We start from the raw sequence: 18,402 nt of genomic DNA, 5'->3' as shown, positions 1-18,402 counted from the left end.
TCTTACAAGCGCATATTTCACCTTGTAAGTTTCGTGTAAGCCGCTTGTCATTTAAACTTCATCTACCAGATTGAAAATGCCTGTCTTGAAACAACCCGAAACATCGCTTTTTAGGATAGAAGATGACCATAGCGCACTTTTTCAAACTGGCATTACTGCCGCTGGCAATTAGCCAGGCATTCGCAGCCCAGGCAGACCAATCCAGCACGACTTCACAAGAATCCCCTTCTTTGGTGTCACGTTTTATGAACGAGGACAACCCGTTCCGCATCAATTTCGACCTGGGTGATCATCCTTCTTACTTCCAGGTGTACGGTCTGGTCGATATCGGCCTGACCCATATCAATCACTCTTTGCCAGAGAACTATGAGTTAGCGAATAACTTTTATCCTTATTCGGGCGCAAAAAAAACCGACAGAACAACCTCCAGAACCAACTGGGTGAATGGTGGCTGGCAAGGCTCACGTCTGGGCTTTAAAGGCGAAGTCGCCAAGCTGCAAGCATGGGATCATGACTTTAAATTTATCTACCAATTGGAAGCGGGTTTTAATACGCTGGACATGAAACTGCATGATGCGGCACAAACCCTGGCAGATAACTCTGGTACCAATGCCAACTCCAGCGTCAGCGCAAACTCTTCCATGAACGGTGAATTATTTACCCGCCAAGCCTGGGCAGGGATTGATGGCGGCTCATTAGGTAAATTGACCTATGGTACGCAGTACAACCCGTTTTTTGAGATCACAGTGACCTATGATCCTAACGGTAAAGCAGACAGTTTTTCACCATTGGGTGAAAGCGGCACTGTCGGCGGTGGCGGTGGCGTGTCTGAAAACTCACGCATGAAAAACTCTCTCAAATATGCGAACACTTACGAGTTGGAGAGCCATGACAAAATCAACTATGCCGTCATCAACCAGTTCGGTAACTCAGCGGGCACCTCGCACGGCAATGGTTACACCACACAACTGGGCTACGAAAGCAGTGCGTTCGGCGTGCAGTTGGCCTACGATAGATTCTTCGATTCAGTGAAGTCTGGGATTGCCGGAGCTGGCAATCCTTTGGCGAATGACACCATTGCGGTGTCCCTGTATAACACGCAAGCTGTATTGCTCACTGGTAAATGGTTACCAACGAAAGATTTGAAAATCATCGGTGGTGTGGAATGGTATCAATTACAACCGTCATCCTCGCGCTCCATTGATTATCACTCTATCTATGATCAAACCGTTTTTGGCGGCGTGGCAAACTCTGCATTGAAACCAGGCTACAAGCAGGATAACCATGTGTATTACCTGGGTGCCAACTTTGACTTTGCGCAGCGCATGCCTGCACTGGCTGGCCTGACAACGTCCATCGGCTATTACCTGACCAAGGCGGATGCTATTGACGGCCCTACCGTATCCACCAACTCGCAGGGTAAGATCGATACCTGGACGGCGATGCTGGACTATAAACTGAATAAGCGTTTCGATACTTATCTGGCTTATACCACCAACCACTTTTCAGGCGATAAATATCCAAGCGCCTCGAATTATACGAACGTGACCAGCTACGGTGCCGGTTTGCGCATGAAGTTCTAAAGCAAGCGTTGAAATAAAAAAGCTCAAGCATCATGCTTGAGCTTTTTTATACGTGCTACGCGATCAAGCGTGATCTTTGCGTCTGCGCGCCAACATGCCTACCACACCCAAACCCACCAGCAACATGCCGTAAGACTCAGGCTCTGGTACCGGCGTTACCACCAGGCCGGTGATTTCTGTCGGTTTAAACATGCCAGTAACGTTCACCTGGGTATTGGTATTCCAGCTATTGGCAATCACGTTACCGTTGATCGCCGTAAAGCCGCCAGTGATATCCGCCAGTGGCGCCAGTATGGTACCAGTTGCACCAGAACCGGTACTCAATGCCGTGGCTTCATAAAAGTTATAAACCACATTAAAGCCATAGCTGGCAAAGTCCGTACCCGTGCCGCCATTAAAGGTCAAGCCACTGCCGGAAATATTCAGGATAATGGTTTGGCCTGCTGAAAAACCACTAAAAGTTGTATTGTTTCTGGAGTTGAAAAAACTGCCATCAATATCAAAAATCTGCGCACTGCTATTGTTGCTGGCGGTGAGTTGCAAGCCGCTATAGTTGTAAGTCGCTGTTCCAGTATTCACCAGGTTATTCAGGCTGGCAGACAGGTTGAGCAAATAAGTGCGCTCATTGGTGAAATTGATAGGGTCGCTATCAGTATAAGCGCCAGTAAAACCAAAACTGGAAGTGCTGGTAGTACCACCCACATCAATGTTACCGTTCTTCACGCTGCCGTTGTTATAGGTCAGATTATTGCCAACCACCAGCGAATTACCAGCGACCGCTTTGTTGAGCTCATTCACCGCATAGCCAGTCACATTAAAGTTACCGCCCACTGCTACCGCACCTTCAACATCACTATAGCTGCTGGTAAAGTTGTTAAACACGAATACATTAAACTGGCCAGCTACGCCAAAATCCAGCACATCAGCCGAGGCAGCCATGCTTTGCATTGCAAGTGTGGCAATAACCGCACTTTTGAACATCCAATTCATACATCACCCTTTGATAGTCAAATAATCGTCATCATAAATAATGTTTTATGATCGTATAAGTGACTTATAACACTTTTACTTCTCGCACCAGATAGCCCATTCGGGTAACCTAAGCCGTGCGGTAGTCAACGCGGCTACCTGGCAATGGCAGCTTCGCGCGATTGCTGCACCAGCATTTGCTCAAATGCATCCGCTGGCACGGGGGGGGAATAGAAAAAACCTTGTGCGTAATCGCAATGAATATCCATCAGCAAGTCACGTTGTAGCGCTGTCTCTACGCCTTCAGCAATCACTTTCAGGCCGAGCTTATGCGCCATCACAATAATCGCTTCGCACAACACATAGCTTTCATTACCCGCATTGAGGTTGCGTGTGAATGACTGGTCGATTTTGAGATAGTCGATATCGAACTTGCTCAGATAGGAGAGCGAAGAGTAGCCCGTGCCAAAGTCGTCAATCGCCACCTGAATGCCCATGTCTCTAAACTGCAACAGACGCTCTTCGACCACCGGATCCGGATTGAGCAATAAGCCCTCAGTAATTTCCACGACGATACGCTTACCTTCTACGCCCATCGCGCGCAATGCATGCACCCAATCACTTTGCACGTTGAGTTGCTCAACAAATTGCACCGGTGATTTATTAACACTGATGGCAAAGTCATCGCCCATCAAGGGTTGCCATTGCATGGCGTGTTGCGCAGCGCGATGAAAAATCCAGTCACCCATGGCAATAATGTCACCGGTTTCTTCTGCCACCGGGATAAACAAGGCCGGGCTAATCAGGCCACGCTCAGGGTGCTGCCAGCGCATCAGTGCTTCTGCTTTGACGATTTTGCCATTATGCAAACTGACAATCGGCTGGTAGTAATCACGCAATTCGCCATTGTCCAAAGCCATGCGTAAATCACGCGCCAGATTCACGCGTTGCGAGAGTGCCTCACGAATCGCTAATGAGAAGAAACGCAGGCTATTACGGCCGCGGCTTTTTGCGTCGTACATGGCCTGGTCTGCGTGCTGTATTATCTCTTCGGCATGCAATGCGTCTTCAGGATATTGGCTAATGCCGATACTGACCGTGACAAACACGCGCTCACCGCCCAGAATATACGCCTTGGAAATCTCCTGCATCAGCTGATTACCCAAGCCCTGCAGATCGGCATGCAAGCCTTCTGGCACAATAATCGCAAACTCATCGCCGCCCAGCCTGGCCACGGTGGCTGGCAACGATACGCACTGGCGAATACGCTGGCCAACCTCCATCAATAGCTCGTCACCACGCCGATGGCCAAGGCTGTCATTCACCTCTTTAAATCTATCCAGATCCAGCAATAGCAGGCTCAATCGCTGTTGCCTTGTCGCAGCCGCAGCAATCGCCTCTTTGATTTGATGATGAAAATAGTGGCGGTTAGGTAACTGGGTCAGGCTGTCATAATTCGCCTGCCGCCAGATCGCAGCTTCAGCCTGTTTTTTATCAGTAATATCAATGTGTGTGCCGCGCATCATAGCTGGCTCACCCGCAGGCGTACGTGAAATCAAGCGGCCACGATCCACAATCCAGATCCAATGCCCCGCTTTATGCTGCATGCGGATATCGCACTCATAAAATTCGATCTCCCCCTGTAAATGACGCGCTACCAGCGTCATGGAGGTTTGCCAGTCATCGGGGTGCGTTAAGCGTTTCGCTGTTTCAAGATTATGTGGCACCAGCTCTTCCAGGGTATAGCCAAGTATCTCTGCCCAGCGCTCATTAAACTGGAACATCCCCGTTTGTACATCCCACTCCCAGGTTCCGGCACGGGTGGCGTCAATAATGTTGGTGAGGCGCAAGCGCTCAAGCTCCAGCTCTTCGCGCTTGCTTTCTATTTCGGCGGTTTTTCTTTTCACGGCGACCCGCAACATGAAAATCAGCAACAGCAACGTTAAGCCGACCACCAGCAATAATGCTAATGTCAAAATCACCTGCTTGGAGTACACCCCGCGTTGCAGAGAACTGCCTTTCCATTTAGATTCCAGCGCCGTCATTTCAGCCGGACTAATGGCAGCGGCACCACGCTCAAGCAAGCGCAGTGTGCGCACGTCGCCCTTTCTGACGGCGCGGTGAAATTGCCCTTGATACAAGGTAAACGCGCGCAGAATCTGGCTATCTGCATTCATGCGATACAAGTAATAATGCGCCGGATAATCATCCATGCAGACGATTTTGACTTGCCCACTTAACGTGGCCTGGATGATTTCTTCATAATTGTTGTAGAGGCGAAACGATTTCACGCCCGCTTCTTTTAATTTGAAGATGCAGCCATCGCCTTTTTGTACACCGACAGTAAATCCACTCAGCACCTCAGGGGATGCCAGACCGCTCAGACTTTCGTGCGCATAAATGCCCACCGGCAGCGTGGCATAAGCCTTGGTAAAGGTGTACCGTTGTTCGCGTTCGGCGTCGCGAAAAATCATCTCGATCACATCAGCATGCCCACTCAGCAATTGCTGCTGCGCCTGCTCCCAGGCGGTCGATACCAGCGTCACCTTCACGCCGGTTTTCTGCTCCCACAACTTCCAGAAATCAGCCACGATGCCTACCGTGTTACCGTTGGCATCCTTAAACAAATAAGGCGGGTAATTATCATCGCTAATCACAGTAATCGCCTCTGCCCGGGCATCGCGCGCAGGCAGGCTGGCAAACAGCATAGCACTGTAACCCAGCAGGCAAAGCAAGGTCATGACGCGACGATAGAAGTGTCGTGTAAACATGGCTGCAAACTTATTCATGGGTAATCAGATGTAGACCCTGAGATTAGTTAAAAAGGCTGAGTCAAGAAAAGCTTAACAATACTATCGACAGAATAATACAAACATTTACGGCAATTGTCTTTTTGTACAACGTGATGCTGACGATATTTACCACAAAAATCTTTTTGCACTGGCACCAGATTGGTGCTTGCAGGAATACTGATCAATAAAAAAGCGCAGGAAAACGCCTGCGCTTGTATCTACCACAGCCTTTAAATAGCCACTACACGTCTGGCGCACCGGCCTTGATCTTGGCAATCCAGTCTTCTACCTGAATAAATCCGGCGTCTTGCGCTTTTTTGGCATCTTCGTCGGAAATCACATCCTGCACGAACTCCAGGCGCTTCCACTCTGCCAATGGCGTCTGGCACTCCGCCATAGGCACATAACGCGAGCTGCTATCACGGGTATAGCGGTGAATATAGCGCGGACAGTTTTGCCATAGCTCGGACAACGTCACTTTCACCACAAACTCGGCTTCTTGATACATGGCAAGCAAAGCAGGCTCATTAGACACGCTGCTCACGCCTTGCAAGCGAATACGGTGCGGGCGCTCGAACGAAATAAACAGCATGCCAATCTCTGCATTCTCGACCATATTGCCAACAGACAGCTGCATACCGTTGCCATCATAAATCGGGAAAATCAGCGTTTTGTCGTCGATCACGCGCACAAAACCGGTAAACCCACCTTTATATGACACGGTAGGTCGCCCGTTGTGGTCCACCGTGGATAAAAAGAACATATCCAGCGACTCTATAAATCCTTTGGCATCTTCATCAATCTCGGTCTTGCAGGCGATTTCTTCAATGCGGTCTGCCAGCTTTCTGGTGCCTTGCTGGTCCTGCACCTTGCGGTGTGTTTCTCCAAACAAACGACTCATATTTCCCCCTACGGCTTTATTCAATGATTCTATTCATGATGTGTAAACGCTGGCTACCACGCTGCGCTTAATGCCTAGCTGGCTAAACGCGTGACCCAGACGGCACCATTGTAGGACGTCCATGCAATGCTGTCATTAAAACACCCGGATCAGGCGAAAACTCCACAACCGCTGTGTTTTTTCCGGATGATCCAGCGTCGACCAGGCGGTCCCCATCTGCAAAGTATAATACTGGCTGGCATCGTAATGCACCTGCGGTGTAAGCCGATAACGCCAGGTGCCGCCAGTGCTGATTTCCTGATTAAGCTCCAGACCCAGTGTCAGCCGCGGTGAGACATCATAAAACACCGTATTGTTCAGCAAATAGTCTACTTGTGCACTGCGGTTAATATTGTGTACACGCAAGCCCAGCATACTTAACGACGACCACTGGTCTGCCCACTGCCGGGCATGGATGTATGTCGCGTCCGCAGACAAGGCTTTGGTATGCTTATTCACATCGACAAATGCTTGCCAGCCATTGGCTGTGCCTTGCGCATAGTCGACCCCCAGTGTTTGCTGGATCGCCACTTTATAGCGCTCATGGCTGGCATCCTGAAACGGCAGCTCGACCTCAATCGCCAGGTCATCCGCCAGTCCATACTCCAACTCTGGTGCCCAGCTAAAATCACCGTTATAAGGGTTATAGTCACCTAGCGCATTGATCTCCATTTCTCCCTGCCTGACACCCAATGGACGCACCAGGTCATACACCATGGGTTCGGGAATCCTTAACAAGCGGTCACTGTGCGCTGCGTCAGGTTCAATAAACGCAAGCTCGGGCATGATTTCTGAAGCATTAAGCCGTGGGATGATGGCGAGGTGAAGCGACAAAACAACAACGGTATGAGCGCATTTCATTAATACATTTACGTCAATAAAAATACCATACTAACACGCTGGGCGCGTGTAACAAATGCTGGTTTACTTCCAGACGCTGTAAGTATTCCTGCCGCTATGCTTGGCCTGATAAAGTGCCATGTCGGCTTGCTTAAGCAATTGCTTTAAGGTGACATCGGATGCAGGATCATACAAAGTGAGTCCAATACTCAAATGCACGGCGATTTCTCTATCATTAATCAGCATAGGTACATTGAAAATATCCCGTAATTTGGTCGCGACTCTGACCAACCCTTGCTCAGACATTTGGTCTTTGACCACAATCACAAACTCATCACCACCAAGACGACTCACAGTATCCATATCGCGCATATTGGACTTCAACCTGGCCGCCACCGCTTTAATGACCTCATCGCCCACATCATGGCCATACTGGTCGTTAATGGCTTTAAAATGATCCACATCCAGTGCCATGAGGCCGAATCGCTTGTGATCGCGTTTGGCTTCTGAGTGTGCATAGTTCAAACGACTTTCAAGCAAGCGGCGATTCGGCAAACCGGTCAGGCTGTCCATGAGCGCCCCTTCTGACAAATAATAGCGTTCCTGGGCGAAGAAGTAGGCAACACCGCCGACCAACAGGCTTAACAATACACTCAACACCATGCCAAGGCTGCGACTAGGCAGATGATGGCTATTTTTATTCTCGATGGCCCATTCCCACTTGCCATTGGGCACCTCACTTTGCTGAATAAAAATGTTCTTTTGATCAAATAACGCCGCATCGCCATGAAACACGCGCTTCTGCTCTACCGTCCTGATTGCAAATGAAAACTGAGGATTTTGCACCGTCTGAAAAGCCGCCTGCAAAAAGCTATGGGTATCAATCACCGTCGACATAATGCCCCAGTAATGGCCATCGACAAAAATCGGGAAGCGATAAATCATGCCGTTACCACCCTGTATCAAATCCAGCGGGCCATCCAGCACCCCCTCATGAGACTCAATCGCCAGCTTCACTTTGGGCCATTGCGAGGCAACCTCACGATAATCGATACCGATGATCTGCTCATTGCCCTTTTCAGGGTAGACATAAGTCAGTTTGTAATTCACGGCCACTGCCAGGTTCCTGACATGATGGGCGTTGGACCAGAGGTCGGCTAAGATCGCCTGCATCTTGTCCTGCTTCAGCTCATTGCGATAGACCTTGATAAAACTGGACAGGCCATTAGAAATAAATAGCAGGGAATTTAATTCGCGATCCAGCTCGGCACGCAGCAAACTGCCATAAGAGGCTGCCTCCAGATAGGCTTCCCCCTCCGCTTTCTGGCGTTGGTAATCCAGCAGAAAATGCCAAAACAAAAAAGCCAACATTGCCGCAAACGCTGCAATCAGTTGGCTTTTAAATGTTTGGCTAAGTTTTGGGCGCACTGGCTCACTTCACAAAAGGTTCCATGTTGCATTCTACGCCAGGCGTATGCCACTCTTTTTGAGAAAGAACAATAGGTTTACTCTTTAATCATTCAAAATGATTCACGCGATCACTATCTCCTCGAAAAGTGTTATCACACAACTGGTCGTACATTAAAAATCAACGAAACCAATCGCAAACGCCATCATAATCAAGACAGCGATCAATACAGTCAGCGCACGGCCTGGATCCATGCCCCAACTCACGCGGTAGAAACCGGTACGAAAAGCATGGATTAAAGCGAGCGTGAAAATCACTATCAGCAGCGTACCCAGCATGTCGTTCTCCTGCAATCAAACGCTTACTGACAGCACGCAGTCAGCAAAGACATATGAATGGTTGAAGCGAGAAATAGTTAACTCTATTGCAGCTTCATTATGCAGCATGGCATAAAGAAAAACGATGAGATTTATACTGAATATTTTGTAGGAATGCGCCTGCGTGCTTAATGATTAACTACTTGAATCAACGTACGTAGAATTTTTAAAGTGGCACCACTTATCGCTTACCCTCCAGAGAATGTGAGTAACAGCAATGCCAACAGCAATAAACCAAAGCCGCCGCTTGGAAAATAGCCCCAGTTTGCACTATGCGGCCAAGCTGGCAAGGCGCCAATCAGCGCCACAACGAGGATAACAATCAGGACAGTGCTGAACATCATACGCTCCAGTCATTGATTCAAACCGGCCTCAACAGCAGGCCTGAATACCAAGGGTCAGAATACCAAGATTAATAATACCTAGGATAAGCAATACTCAAGATGAGTAAGGCTTCATCATGCCGTCATGGCAATACACTGACCATGACACTGCGGCTGAAATTGCTGTAGGAATGAATAAGGCACGTTTTTTTGCATCCTTGATATAGCTTGTTTTTCCTACAACAAGTACATCTGGCGCTGATAAAGACAATTGCTTTATTTCTGTAGACTCTTTGCACATCATGAAATGGGGTGAATGACATGGATACAGCTGCGTTCAGCTTAAGCGTTCCCTTGTGGGAGATTGTGATTCGAGGATCCATCGTCTATTGGTTCCTGTTTCTTATCTTCAGATCCATCTTGCGCCGGGATATGGGCAGCGTCGGTGTCGGTGATTTCTTATTTGTGGTCATTGTGGCCGATGCCTCTCAAAACGCGATGAGCGGGGATGCTAAATCGATCATGGACGGCCTGGTACTGATCAGCGTATTGGTTTGCTGGAATATCTTGATTGACTGGCTCAGCTACAAAAATAAATGGATCAGGCGCGTGATGGAAGCACCACCATTGGTGCTGGTTCGTAACGGAGTGCTGCAAACACGTGCCATGCGTCGCGAATTTATTACCAAAGACGATATCCTGGCCAAGCTACGTGAAGATGGCATTGAGCATATTTCAGCAGTCAAACAAATGCAATTAGAGTCAGATGGTCAGCTCAGTATTATTCACGACGATAAGTAACAATGACATTCTTCACATTAACGTTTATTCTCGCGTTGTAAAAGTAACGCAGCTTCATGCGTCTCTCACAGCATCAAGATCGATATTCAAATAACACTAACGAAAAAAACTATGCTTATCACTCTTGCACTCTGCGCCCATTCGATCACCTCCAGGTTGCATACGCCTATCCCATAATGCCGATTGGCCAATAGACACGATAGCGATGAAACTGACGTTTGGGAGGAGGCATCAAATGGATCACGTATTAAAGAAAAGCTGGCGTAACAAAAAAATTGTGACTGGCATTACGGTGCTGCTGATTGCGATCACCGCCTCGATTTCCATCTTCTTGTCTTTAATTATTGCCCATAACCAGGCGGTTTCCAAAGAAACGAAACACCTGCGGGAAATTACCTCTGGTGTATTGATGCGCATGAGTACGACACGCCAGCAGTTTGCCAATGTCGTGAATTACTTTTCGTCAGTGGCCGAAAAAGATGCTTGCCTGCCGCAACAGGTACAAAAAATGCAGGAATTCAATGTATCAGGATTCTTTCTGCAAGGCGTTGCACATATCCGCGACAATAAAATCGCCTGTTCCTCCATCTCAGAACTGCTGGATGGCATGGTGCTAGGCAAGCCCTACCGGACCGAGCCGGATGGTACCAAAGTGTGGTCCAACATCAAGATCGCTGACTGGCAAGACCGGCATTTGGTGATTTTCGAGAAATCAGGCTGGGCCATCATGTTTGTGCCCAGTCACGCGATCGAGGCACTAGACAACTCGGAGGTTGCCATCGGCGTATTCAGCATCCAGTCACACCGGCTGTATACCGGCAAGGGCGAGATCGCCACTGCCTGGCTAGAAAGATACCAAGGGAAGCAAGCACTTACTTTTATTGACCAAGAGCGGCAGATGCTGGTGTATATCGCACCCAACCAGCTGAATGTCACGGCAGTGGTCGCCGCCATCCCCCTTAAGGACATCAACGATGATATCGTGACTTTTATTCAAATCCTGATTCCGCTAGCCATCATTGTCGGCTTGTTATTGGGTGGGTTATTTGTCTATATGCAGCGCACCAGGTACTCGACTAAATCCGCTATTTTGCGCGCGTTGGCGAACGATGAGTTTTACCTAGAATATCAGCCTATCATGCATTTGCATCACAACACTTGCGTGGGCGCTGAAGCATTGATTCGATGGCGAACGCCGGATAATACATTTATCAGTCCAGATACGTTTATCCCTGCTGCCGAAGCGGCTGGCGTCATTTGCCAAATCACACAACGCGTATTTGAGCTGGTAGCGAAAGATATGCGCAACGCTTTTAATACCCATCCGGACTTTCATGTCGGCATTAATATCTCCTCGCACGACATCCGGTCAGGCGACTTATTATCGCTGATTCAAACCCTGATCAAATCCAGCGGGGCGACGGGCAATCAAATCCTGATTGAGGTCACTGAACGGGGGTTTCTTGATGACGATGAAGCGCTGACGACAATCAAGGATATCCGGAGTTGCGGCGTACGGGTGGCTATCGATGACTTTGGGACCGGCTACTCAAGCCTGTCTTACCTGACCAAGTTCCAACTCGATTACCTCAAAATTGATAAGACTTTTGTGGACTCTGTAGGTACCGATGCGGTCACCAGCCATGTTGCTTTTCATATTATTGAAATGGCAAAAACGCTACAACTGGATATGGTGGCCGAGGGCGTAGAAACAGCAGCGCAGGCGAAAATTCTGCACGAACGTGGCGTCAAATATGTACAAGGCTGGTTGTTCTCAAAATCACTCAAGCGAAAAGATTTTTACGCCTATTTGGACAAACACCCGCCGACAGCAGAATGAATGTTGTCTATTAAATATATCATTTAACGTAAGTAAGCACCCACACTACAGGTGGTTATTTTTGAGACTGCCTGATCTCAACCAGCGTCTGTGCAAGTTGAGATTTTAAATTTTCGTCGTCCCCAGCCACAGTCAGCCCTTTCTCGGCGACCGTCTCTGCCTGTGCAATGTGCTTCTGTGCCAGCAGCACATTGGCCAAATTATTATAGGCTGCCGCTGAAGCGGGATGCACCTCAATCATATGCTGAAAGGTTACTGCTGCCAGGGGTAAATCATTAGCAGCATAGGCGGCGTTGCCCAAGCCCATCAACAGCACCTGATGATCAGGCCACTCGCTTACGGCTGCTTGATAGGCTTGTTTTCGCGCCGCAACAGAGGCATTTTTCTCGTAAGCTACCAAGGCTTTGGCGACCTCATCTGCGCTAACGCTGGCGGGCAATTTGCCTGGTGGCAATGCCACAAATGCCCAATGCTCGCTACGTGCCCAAGTGCGCTGAAATGCACTTAAGGACATTTCAAAGCGCTCATAAGTACCAGATCGCAACCACAACAATTCCTTATCAAGATCATAGCCAACCACCACGGCATAGTGCCACGAGGGGACCCATGAAAAACCAAGATTCTGCATGACCACCACCACATTGCCAGCGGCGACTTCTTGCATCACCGCATCCAGTTGCGGCGGGATTTTTACCGAAACCGCACCGTGCCGTCGGGCTGCCGCCATCATTTCAATCTGCAAACTGCCTTGGCGGCTGGGCATATATACCTCTGGTGTCAGCTGGTCTGGTGTCACTTGAATATTGGCTGCACTCAACGCAGTTGCCAATGCGGCTGGGCCGCACTGGTATTGTGCCTGCGGGAAAAAAGGCGTGCTCGTCAGTTCAGCGTGACGGGGCAATTGCATATTGTGCGTGGCTTCACGCACCCCGGTCGCAGCACAAGCATTCAACAGGCACAAAAAAGCCAGCAGGCTTACTCGGCGCAGACTGGCTTTGATAAGTGTTAAATGGATGAAAGTTAAATGCATATCCAGATAAGAATGTATTAACGTACTGAACGTGTGAATGGGAATATTTTTGTAAATCCTAAAATATCCGTCAGCAGCAACACGAAAAACACCAGCACAATGGCACCAATGATGCCACCGCCAGCAGGCGCTTTATCAAGCTGAGAAGCCATATTGCTGGCTTCGTCATCAGTCAATGCAGCCACACGTGACTTGGCTTCCACAGGATCGATCCCACGCTTGACCAACTCAGACTGCACTTCATCGCGTGAAAGCATATCCACAATTTTGGCCCTGTCCTGCGCACCCTTGGCCGATATTGTAGACTCGGCGACTTGCTCAGTGCCAATCATGGCGGCCTGTACGGCTTGCATAGATCCTGTAAATAAGAGCGAAGCTGCTAAAAAAGCACTCAAAAAACGTTTAGCCATGATCATGATTTAATTTCCTTTATAGAGAAAATGAATTGGGCACATTACAACCATAAAACTACAACCGGCCCGTGAGTGCAAGAATAAGCAATATCAGTACGACCAAACCAAGGCCACCGCTTGGGTAATAGCCCCAACCAGAGCTATAAGGCCAGGCAGGCAAGGCACCGATTAAAGCCAGAATCAAAATGACCAGCAACAGGGTTCTCAGCATCGTATGTGCTCCTCGAGCAAAAGATTGCCGGCTACGCGGGCAATCAGCGTGTTGGTATTAAATGCGTGAGGCTCCATCATGCAGGCACCCGGCACCCAATACCATGTCACGACGGCTGAATTTACTGTAGGAATAGTCTTATAATCTGAACCTGACAGTGAGTGATTCGGTGAGCGTCTTAAGCAAATTGTTGGTCATAAAAAAGCCCGCTATCCGCGGGCTATGGTGGCAAAAGCACATACGCTGCGCGCAGCTATGACTTGAAAAACTGAATCGGAATCATACGCTTCTGGTCATCTATACAGATACCATCACCAATCACATACACGCTACCCAATAAGCCATCACCTTCTATGTTGGCTTTAAAGTCGCAATTGAGTACCGCTTTCTGATTGGCAACCAGAAAACTCTTGCCCGAGTATGCCCGGCGTACCACGGCATCAACAGCTTGTGCGTCAGCGGCACCCGCTCTTGCTACCGGCGCTGCTGCGCTGGTTGCTGTCCACTTACCGGCCAGCTTGCCATAAGGTGACTCTTCAAACTCAATATCGCCATCATTGCTAATGTCGTTGATCAGAATACTGCCGACATACACCGTGCCATCCGGGCCGATTAATTGCGCCTTATTTTTATAAACACCCAGCTTCACCATATTAACTGAGCACCCTGACAACACCAAAACTACAGCGAACAATACACCTAAATTTTTCATGCACCAGACTCCATACCCAGCATTTCGTGACCCCATGTCACTCATGGCCTTTATGGTACCGCATCCGAAAAAAAACGGCTTGCCAATCAATCACCAAATACTGGCCTCAAATAAAAAAGCCCACCAATAAATTCGATGGGCTTAGGCGTTAAAAACAAACAACGCTTATGATCGGCGGCGGCGAGCAACCAAACCCAACACACCCAAACCAGCCAGCAAGCTTGCACCAGTCATTGGCTCCGGCACCACGGATGACGTATAAGGTGAAAGCCCTGCTGCCACATCCGGCCCAGTACCAACCAATTCAAACGTACCCTTATAAAGGCCATTGGTTGTAAACGCAGTCACGGTTCCACCGATGAAATCCGCCCCTGTGGCACCATAAGCGCCGTTAATCGCTGAATCTGGATCCCATTGAAAGTTAAAAGATTCAAATGAATTGAAGCTCGTAAAGTCAAATCCGAACACTGCACCGCTGCCAAAGAAAGTCGCGGTACCGCCAGCAGGTGCGCCAATCGAACTAGGTGAGCCATCAATGACCAGATGGCTCGCATCGCTAGTCACGGTAGTCGTGAAATCGAATACAAGTTTAGTAATGTCGTAACTGGACCCGTTAAATGCCGCAGTATGAATGTTAAATCCATCACTGCCTGGCTCAACCACAAAAATAGAAGCCGCCGCAAATGCCTGCGAGCATCCGACTGCCATGGACATGGCTACTGCAAGTTTACTCAGTTGTTTCATTTGTTTCTCCACTCAGTTTAATAATAAAAAATAACGCCAAAGAACCCTGCACTTACTCATACCTGATAGATATTACAGGCTTTGATAATAATTGTAAATTTACTTTAAATTATAAACAAATACATTTACATAAATAATAGATAATCTCGCACCATTCACAACTTGCCCCTCTCTGGCCCTCACACGAAAACACAGCAGGCACGCAAAGAGTTTTCTCATTCAACCGTGCAATGCGTTACTATCACTTACAATTTAATTTGCATAAAAGAATGTATTTTCGGGAGAGAGCGGATGCGACTGAATCGCTCAACCACATCCAGTTTCAGCATGATCAAACAATGCTTTTTACTCATCGCAACATGCCTGTCATTGTCACTACCAGCACAAGAAATATTGCCTGGCAGCCTGTATGCCGCAGACAATTTGCAACGGTTGCAACTTTCAGCCCAAGAAGCAGAGTGGATAAAGCAGCATCGGAATATACGCGTTGCCGTGAGAAACGGCTGGATGCCGATTGAGTTTCAGTTGGAGAATCAAAAGCACAAAGGCGTTTCGATTCAATATCTGCAAAAAATTAGCCAGCTCACGGGCTTAAAATTCACCCTCGTCGATTACCACGACAATATCACCAGCAATGAGGTCTCGCTCGTCACCGGTATCCGTGGCAAGCATACGCCTACTGGCTTCAACCTGCTGGCCACGCCTTACCTGGAAACGCCTAATGCCATTTATGTCGCGTCTCACAACAAGCTGTATCAGAGCGAGATTCAACTGGACCAGCTTTCCCACAAAACCGTAGCCGTCTTCAGAAATGGGCCTTTATCTCAAAAGCTCAGGGAGTTGATCCCCGGCGTCAAAATCAAACTGGTCGATATTGCAGATGAAGCCTTTGAATACCTGGACGCTGGCCTGATAGATGCCTATGTCGGCAATGAACTGGTGCTTGACTACCATCTGGACTTCCACAAAATCAAGGCCATCAGAAAAAGTGGCATCACTGCTATCACCAGCACAGTATTTATGGCGGCCAGCGATACCGACCCCATGCTACGCAGTATTTTGAATAAAGCGACCCTGCAGATTGGCACCAATCCGCCGGACATCCTGGAAGTGTGGCGCAGATCACCCGAGAATCCACTCACACCATACCTGGTCTCCGCCCTGTCCTTTTTTGCCGTACTGTTGCTGATTCAACTACTTAAACTGTACCAGGCCAACAAAAAACAAGCCGTGGCGGCACAACACGCCATCTGGTTCCAGGCTAACCATGACTTTCTGACCAAGCTGCCGAACCGGTTTCAACTCAAGCATGAGCTTGACCAGGCACTACAGGTAGCAACACATCACCCCAACAAGCTGGGGGTGATGATTATTGACCTGGACAATTTCAAGGAAATTAATGATACGGCGGGCCATGCCGTGGGCGATGAGGTACTGATTAAAGTAGCGGCGCGTATCCAGTCCATTATCTTGCCGCCCAACCTCACAGCCCGATTTGGTGGGGATGAGTTCTTAATCGTGATTCAACAGGAGGCCAGTGAGGAGAGGCTGCGCCAGCTTTGTACGCAGCTGATGACGGCGATGGCACCGCCATTTACGATTCAGCAAAAATCTTTTGTAGTTTCCATCAGCATTGGTGTCTCGCTGTTTCCAGACAACAGCCTGCAGGCAGAAGAACTGATCATGTTTGCGGACCAGGCGCTTTACCAGGCCAAGCGCACGGGCAAGAACAAATTCATTCTGTTTAACGAAGGCATGCACGATGCTTTTACCAAAAAAACGCATCTCAGCAATGAGTTGCGCTATGCCGTACAGAAAAATCAGCTACATCTGCAATATCAGCCGATTTTCAATTTAACTGATTTACGCTGTGAAAAAGTAGAAGCGCTGTTACGCTGGCAGCATCCTGAATTTGGCACCCTTTCACCAGAAGTCTTTATCAGTATCGCCGAAGAGAACGGCTATATTATTGAGCTTGGCGAATGGGTGTTCCAGCAAACTATCAGGGACTTTGAGCAGATTAAGCAGCGCTTTGGTCCGGTAGAAATCTGCATCAATATTTCACCTTTGCAATTCTCGCAGTCCGCGCCCATTCACCATTTCATCTCCAGCCTGGCCGCCCGCAGTATTTCTGGCGACCACTTTTGCTTTGAAATCACTGAAGGGCTGCTGTTAGAGCCCTCCAGCAACGTGGTTGAAACCCTGAACAGCATGCATGAGCACGGCATCAAACTGGCGATTGACGACTTTGGCACTGGCTATTCTTCGTTGGCCTACCTCAATAAATTCAAAATTGATTATGTCAAAATTGATAAATCGTTTATCAAGAATATTACAGTGAACCTGAATGATCAGGCCTTATGCAAAACCATTATCTTTATGGGTAAACAGCTGAATATCAGGCTGATTGCCGAAGGCGTTGAAACACTGGAGCAGGAACACATACTGAAAGAAATGGGTTGCCAGTACTCACAAGGCTATTACCGCGCGCGGCCATCTGATCTGGAGGATTTATAAGCCCATCAATAAAAAAGACTCGAGGCCTGAACCTGGAGTCTTTGATCAATCACAAGTACGCTGATAACAGACTAGAAGCTCTGCTCGCGGGAAGCGTGCAGCTTATCCAACTCACTATTATTTTCTGCCGCGTGACACTCCAAAATGTCGACATCACCCTTGCTAAACGTGAGCCGCTCAACCGTGTTGATATTGCCAGCAAATTTATTGTCGAGCTCGCCACATTTTTTGGCACGATGGTTCACAAAACTCAAATAATCTTTTTTCCTGGCCTCCAGTTGCGCAGCAGGAATAGAACTATCGTTCATAAATGTGGTGTAAGCACTTCTTAATCTCAGCTCAGAAACACTCCAGATATTAAAAACCAGCATTTTTCTTGAGGTATCCTTTTGCTGCACAGGCTCGACCACTGGCAGTGCCTGGCTGGCATGTATTTCTACCACGGGGGCTTGCATCGGCTCAGGCTCTATTGCTTCAGTTTTTTTAGATTTCTTGCTGCTTGGTTTAGGTGAGGATTTTGCTGGCGCCGCTGGCGTGGCACTCACCTCGTTTTGGGCCGCGCTTGCGCTTGTAATTTCTGGCACATCGGCTTCGGCGGCAGAGGCATTCGTTTCAGGCCCGGCTTCTGACACCACTTGCGTCTGCATGCGCATTTCGTGGCTGGAGTAGGCGGTATTCCCATCCTCCTTGGATAGCAGGCCGAACAGAATCACCACAATCAGACCAATGAGAATGAGATTAACTTTGCCAAAATCGACTGAACCGCGCTCAGCACCTGACGACTTCTCAGAGCGTGTTTCGTCTGCCGCCGACCGAGATACTTGGTCGAGGGATGCATGTGTATTTCCAGAATGAAGCATATCTCTCATAAATACTGTTGTAGGTGTGCTAATACCAATCTT

Annotated in this window: 17 protein-coding genes; 4 read left to right on the top strand and 13 right to left on the bottom strand. The window is 48.5% G+C overall.

Annotated elements, in window-relative coordinates:
• The first annotated feature begins 122 nt into the window (after positions 1-122).
• Positions 123-1,583, top strand: coding sequence for a porin (locus GQ52_RS06605; RefSeq protein WP_047516077.1), 1,461 nt, complete (start codon positions 123-125; stop codon positions 1,581-1,583).
• A 63-nt stretch (positions 1,584-1,646) separates the two neighbouring features.
• On the opposite strand, the gene GQ52_RS06600 is transcribed toward GQ52_RS06605, so the two are convergent.
• The 7 genes from GQ52_RS06600 to GQ52_RS13920 form a co-directional block, all read right to left on the bottom strand.
• Positions 1,647-2,573: a choice-of-anchor A family protein gene (locus GQ52_RS06600; RefSeq protein WP_235273020.1), complete on the bottom strand. Its 927-nt coding sequence runs from the start codon at positions 2,571-2,573 to the stop codon at positions 1,647-1,649.
• Positions 2,574-2,707: 134 nt separating this feature from the next.
• Positions 2,708-5,341 (bottom strand): EAL domain-containing protein, encoded by a 2,634-nt coding sequence (locus GQ52_RS06595; RefSeq protein WP_235273019.1) that lies wholly within the window; start codon positions 5,339-5,341, stop codon positions 2,708-2,710.
• Between the two features lie 244 nt (positions 5,342-5,585).
• A complete protein-coding gene (locus GQ52_RS06590; protein WP_047516072.1) occupies positions 5,586-6,245 on the bottom strand; it encodes a pyridoxamine 5'-phosphate oxidase family protein in 660 nt (219 codons plus the stop codon).
• Positions 6,246-6,380: 135 nt separating this feature from the next.
• A complete protein-coding gene (locus GQ52_RS06585; protein WP_047516069.1) occupies positions 6,381-7,070 on the bottom strand; it encodes a hypothetical protein in 690 nt (229 codons plus the stop codon).
• 138 nt (positions 7,071-7,208) lie between these two features.
• Positions 7,209-8,483 (bottom strand): diguanylate cyclase domain-containing protein, encoded by a 1,275-nt coding sequence (locus GQ52_RS06580; RefSeq protein ID WP_235273018.1) that lies wholly within the window; start codon positions 8,481-8,483, stop codon positions 7,209-7,211.
• A gap of 222 nt (positions 8,484-8,705) precedes the next feature.
• A complete protein-coding gene (locus tag GQ52_RS13925; protein ID WP_081979318.1) occupies positions 8,706-8,870 on the bottom strand; it encodes a DUF3309 family protein in 165 nt (54 codons plus the stop codon).
• Between the two features lie 227 nt (positions 8,871-9,097).
• Entirely contained in the window at positions 9,098-9,250 is a 153-nt protein-coding gene (locus tag GQ52_RS13920) for a DUF3309 domain-containing protein (RefSeq protein ID WP_081755147.1), read from the bottom strand.
• 303 nt (positions 9,251-9,553) lie between these two features.
• On the opposite strand from GQ52_RS13920, the gene GQ52_RS06575 reads away from it, so the two are divergent.
• Together GQ52_RS06575 and GQ52_RS06570 are read left to right on the top strand one after the other, a co-directional pair.
• Entirely contained in the window at positions 9,554-10,033 is a 480-nt protein-coding gene (locus GQ52_RS06575) for a DUF421 domain-containing protein (protein ID WP_235273017.1), read from the top strand.
• A gap of 235 nt (positions 10,034-10,268) precedes the next feature.
• Complete coding sequence (locus tag GQ52_RS06570) at positions 10,269-11,873, top strand: EAL domain-containing protein (RefSeq protein ID WP_047516064.1); 1,605 nt, start codon at positions 10,269-10,271, stop codon at positions 11,871-11,873.
• A 55-nt stretch (positions 11,874-11,928) separates the two neighbouring features.
• On the opposite strand, the gene GQ52_RS06565 is transcribed toward GQ52_RS06570, so the two are convergent.
• The 5 genes from GQ52_RS06565 to GQ52_RS06550 form a co-directional block, all read right to left on the bottom strand.
• Positions 11,929-12,903 (bottom strand): PA2778 family cysteine peptidase, encoded by a 975-nt coding sequence (locus tag GQ52_RS06565; RefSeq protein ID WP_047516061.1) that lies wholly within the window; start codon positions 12,901-12,903, stop codon positions 11,929-11,931.
• A gap of 17 nt (positions 12,904-12,920) precedes the next feature.
• Entirely contained in the window at positions 12,921-13,313 is a 393-nt protein-coding gene (locus GQ52_RS06560; RefSeq protein ID WP_255360761.1) for a PA2779 family protein, read from the bottom strand.
• A 58-nt stretch (positions 13,314-13,371) separates the two neighbouring features.
• Positions 13,372-13,527: a DUF3309 family protein gene (locus GQ52_RS13915; protein ID WP_081755146.1), complete on the bottom strand. Its 156-nt coding sequence runs from the start codon at positions 13,525-13,527 to the stop codon at positions 13,372-13,374.
• A gap of 253 nt (positions 13,528-13,780) precedes the next feature.
• Positions 13,781-14,239 (bottom strand): hypothetical protein, encoded by a 459-nt coding sequence (locus tag GQ52_RS06555; RefSeq protein WP_019883558.1) that lies wholly within the window; start codon positions 14,237-14,239, stop codon positions 13,781-13,783.
• A gap of 165 nt (positions 14,240-14,404) precedes the next feature.
• Entirely contained in the window at positions 14,405-14,983 is a 579-nt protein-coding gene (locus tag GQ52_RS06550; protein WP_019883561.1) for a PEP-CTERM sorting domain-containing protein, read from the bottom strand.
• 291 nt (positions 14,984-15,274) lie between these two features.
• On the opposite strand from GQ52_RS06550, the gene GQ52_RS06545 reads away from it, so the two are divergent.
• Entirely contained in the window at positions 15,275-17,500 is a 2,226-nt protein-coding gene (locus GQ52_RS06545; protein ID WP_047516060.1) for an EAL domain-containing protein, read from the top strand.
• 71 nt (positions 17,501-17,571) lie between these two features.
• Here GQ52_RS06545 and GQ52_RS06540 read toward each other — a convergent pair whose 3' ends face one another.
• Positions 17,572-18,360 (bottom strand): hypothetical protein, encoded by a 789-nt coding sequence (locus GQ52_RS06540; RefSeq protein ID WP_047516054.1) that lies wholly within the window; start codon positions 18,358-18,360, stop codon positions 17,572-17,574.
• Positions 18,361-18,402: the final 42 nt, after the last annotated feature.

The sequence above is a fragment of the Methylophilus sp. Q8 genome (genome assembly GCF_000800115.1).
In the GTDB taxonomy this organism is placed as follows: domain Bacteria; phylum Pseudomonadota; class Gammaproteobacteria; order Burkholderiales; family Methylophilaceae; genus Methylophilus.
This window is presented reverse-complemented; position numbering and strand designations above follow the sequence as displayed.

Coding starts and splice junctions, on each gene's coding strand:
- GQ52_RS06605 (WP_047516077.1), top strand. CDS start 123: ATGACCATAGCGCACTTTTTCAAACTGGCATTACTGCCGCTGGCAATT.
- GQ52_RS06600 (WP_235273020.1), bottom strand. CDS start 2,573: ATGAATTGGATGTTCAAAAGTGCGGTTATTGCCACACTTGCAATGCAA.
- GQ52_RS06595 (WP_235273019.1), bottom strand. CDS start 5,341: ATGAATAAGTTTGCAGCCATGTTTACACGACACTTCTATCGTCGCGTC.
- GQ52_RS06590 (WP_047516072.1), bottom strand. CDS start 6,245: ATGAGTCGTTTGTTTGGAGAAACACACCGCAAGGTGCAGGACCAGCAA.
- GQ52_RS06585 (WP_047516069.1), bottom strand. CDS start 7,070: ATGCCCGAGCTTGCGTTTATTGAACCTGACGCAGCGCACAGTGACCGC.
- GQ52_RS13925 (WP_081979318.1), bottom strand. CDS start 8,870: ATGCTGGGTACGCTGCTGATAGTGATTTTCACGCTCGCTTTAATCCAT.
- GQ52_RS13920 (WP_081755147.1), bottom strand. CDS start 9,250: ATGTTCAGCACTGTCCTGATTGTTATCCTCGTTGTGGCGCTGATTGGC.
- GQ52_RS06575 (WP_235273017.1), top strand. CDS start 9,554: ATGGATACAGCTGCGTTCAGCTTAAGCGTTCCCTTGTGGGAGATTGTG.
- GQ52_RS06570 (WP_047516064.1), top strand. CDS start 10,269: ATGGATCACGTATTAAAGAAAAGCTGGCGTAACAAAAAAATTGTGACT.
- GQ52_RS06565 (WP_047516061.1), bottom strand. CDS start 12,903: ATGCATTTAACTTTCATCCATTTAACACTTATCAAAGCCAGTCTGCGC.
- GQ52_RS06560 (WP_255360761.1), bottom strand. CDS start 13,313: ATGGCTAAACGTTTTTTGAGTGCTTTTTTAGCAGCTTCGCTCTTATTT.
- GQ52_RS13915 (WP_081755146.1), bottom strand. CDS start 13,527: ATGCTGAGAACCCTGTTGCTGGTCATTTTGATTCTGGCTTTAATCGGT.
- GQ52_RS06555 (WP_019883558.1), bottom strand. CDS start 14,239: ATGAAAAATTTAGGTGTATTGTTCGCTGTAGTTTTGGTGTTGTCAGGG.
- GQ52_RS06550 (WP_019883561.1), bottom strand. CDS start 14,983: ATGAAACAACTGAGTAAACTTGCAGTAGCCATGTCCATGGCAGTCGGA.
- GQ52_RS06545 (WP_047516060.1), top strand. CDS start 15,275: ATGCGACTGAATCGCTCAACCACATCCAGTTTCAGCATGATCAAACAA.
- GQ52_RS06540 (WP_047516054.1), bottom strand. CDS start 18,360: ATGCTTCATTCTGGAAATACACATGCATCCCTCGACCAAGTATCTCGG.